The organism is Streptomyces sp. NPDC031049 (genome assembly GCF_055571015.1).
On record NZ_JBVIGC010000047.1, the window covers coordinates 1 to 2151 of the forward strand.

The 2151-nt window shown below is 74.0% G+C and carries 3 protein-coding genes; all 3 read right to left on the reverse strand.

Translation table 11 applies throughout. The features are described 5' to 3' along the window. Positions 1-1010, reverse strand: a 1010-nt coding sequence (locus ACZ45Q_RS34025; RefSeq protein WP_468269072.1) for a homocysteine S-methyltransferase family protein, incomplete at its 3' end; no start/stop codon positions are given. Continuing rightward, the gene (locus tag ACZ45Q_RS34030; RefSeq protein ID WP_468269075.1) at positions 1007-1993 is read right to left on the reverse strand and encodes a carbohydrate kinase family protein; all 987 of its coding nucleotides are present in this window, start codon (positions 1991-1993) and stop codon (positions 1007-1009) included. The genes ACZ45Q_RS34030 and ACZ45Q_RS34025, both read right to left, overlap by 4 nt. A gap of 32 nt (positions 1994-2025) precedes the next feature. Further along, the coding region (locus ACZ45Q_RS34035; RefSeq protein WP_468269078.1) for a methionine adenosyltransferase domain-containing protein at positions 2026-2151 on the reverse strand (126 nt) is incomplete at its 5' end.

Genomic DNA, 2151 nt, shown 5'->3' on the forward strand with positions numbered 1-2151 from the left:
GGCACCGACTGGTACAACGACGCCGCACCCGGCTCCGGACGCGGGTCCCGCACGGTCGGCGCCTGGCCGCGCACCCGTTCCACGACCTGCCGCAGATGCTCCGGCGTCGTCCCGCAGCAGCCGCCCACCAGCGACAGCCCGTACTCCCGCACGAACGTCTCCTGCGCATCCGCCAGCTCCGGCGGCGAGAGCGGGAAGTAGGCACCGTCGGCGGTCAGGACGGGCAGGCCCGCGTTGGGCATGCACATCAGGGGGATGCGGGCGTGGCGGGCGAGGTGGCGCAGGTGTTCGGTCATCTCGGCCGGACCTGTGGAGCAGTTGAGGCCGATCATGTCGATGCCGAGCGGTTCCAGCGCGGTCAGCGCGGCGCCGATCTCCGAACCGAGCAGCATGGTGCCGGTCGTCTCGAAGGCGAGGGAGCAGATCAGCGGCAGCCGTACGCCGAGGGCGTCCATGGCGCGGCGGGCTCCGACGAGGGCGGCCTTGGTCTGGAGGAGGTCCTGCGTGGTCTCCACCAGCAGGGCGTCCGCGCCGCCCGTGATGAGGCCCTCGGCGTTCTGGGCGAAGCCGTCCCGCAGGGCGCCGTAGCCGACGTGGCCGAGGGTGGGCAGTTTGGTGCCGGGGCCCATCGAGCCCAGCACCCAGCGCTGCCGCCCGTCCCCGGCCGTGAACTCGTCGGCGGTCTCGCGGGCGATGCGGGCGCCGGCCTCGGACAGCTCGTGGATACGGCCGGCGATGTCGTACTCACCGAGGGCGCTGAGGTTGGCGCCGAACGTGTTGGTCTCCACGCAGTCGACACCGGCGGCGAAGTACTCCCGGTGCACCGAGCGGACGATGTCCGGGCGGGTGACGTTGAGGACCTCGTTGCAGCCCTCCAGCTGCTGGAAGTCGTCCAGCGTGGGGTTCTGCTCCTGGAGCATCGTGCCCATCGCCCCGTCGGCGACGACCACACGGGTGGCGAGCGCCTCGCGGAGGGCCGTGACCCGGGTCCGGGTGTCGGCGGCGGTCATCGGACGCCCTCCAGGTGCGGGGCGAGGGATCGGGCCGCGTCGGCGCCGTAGGCGCGGGTGAGGTGGCCGAGGAGGGTCTGCCGGTCGGGCTCGTAGGTCTGCGGGCCGATCGCGGCGAGGGACAGCGCGGCCAGCGCGCAGCCGAGGCGGGCCGCCGGGGTCACGGGCAGGCCCCGGTCGGTGGCGGCGAGGAACCCGGCGCGGAAGGCGTCGCCGACGCCGGTGGGGTCGGCGACGGGGGCGTCGGGGACCGCGGGCACGGTGACGTCGAGGCCGTCGGCGGCGCGGCGGACGCGCACGCCGGCCGCGCCGAGGGTGGTGACCCAGGCGCCGACCCGGTCCAGCACGTCGGCGTCGCGCCAGCCGGTGCGCTCCTGGAGCAGCGCGGCCTCGTACTCGTTGGTGAACAGCCAGCGGGCGCCGTCCACCAGTTCGCGTGCCTCGTCGCCGTCGAGGCGGGCGAGCTGCTGGGAGGGGTCGGCGGCGAACGGGATGTCCCTCTCGCGGCACTGGCGGGTGTGGCGGACCATCGCCGCCGGGTCGTTGGGGCCGACGACGACCAGCCCCAGCTCGTCCGGGCGGACCGGCAGCCGGGTCAGGTCGATGTCGCGGGCCTGGGACATGGCGCCGGCGTAGAAGGCGGCGATCTGGTTGTTGTCGGCGTCGGTGGTGCACATGAAGCGGGCGGTGTGCCGTTCGGCGGACACCAGGACGCCGCCGGTGTCGACGCCGTGCTCCTTGAGCCACACCTCGTACTCGGCGAAGTCGCTGCCGACGGCACCGACCAGCAGGGGGTGCAGGCCGAGGCGGCCGAGCCCGTAGGCGATGTTGGCGGCGACGCCTCCCCTGCGCACCTCGAGGCGGTCCACCAGGAAGGACAGTGAGACGTGGGCCAGCCGGTCGGGGATCAGCTGATCCGTGAACCGGCCGGGAAAGACCGTCAGATGGTCGGTGGCGACGGATCCGGTCACCGCGATACGCACGTGGGCACTCCCGTCGAGCTCGGCGGTCCGGCTCAGAGCCCGGCCGCGGCCTTGAGCTGGGCGGCGCGGTCGGTGCGCTCCCAGGTGAGGTCGGGCAGTTCGCGGCCGAAGTGGCCGTAGGCGGCGGTCTGGGCGTAGATGGGCCGCAGCAGGTCGAG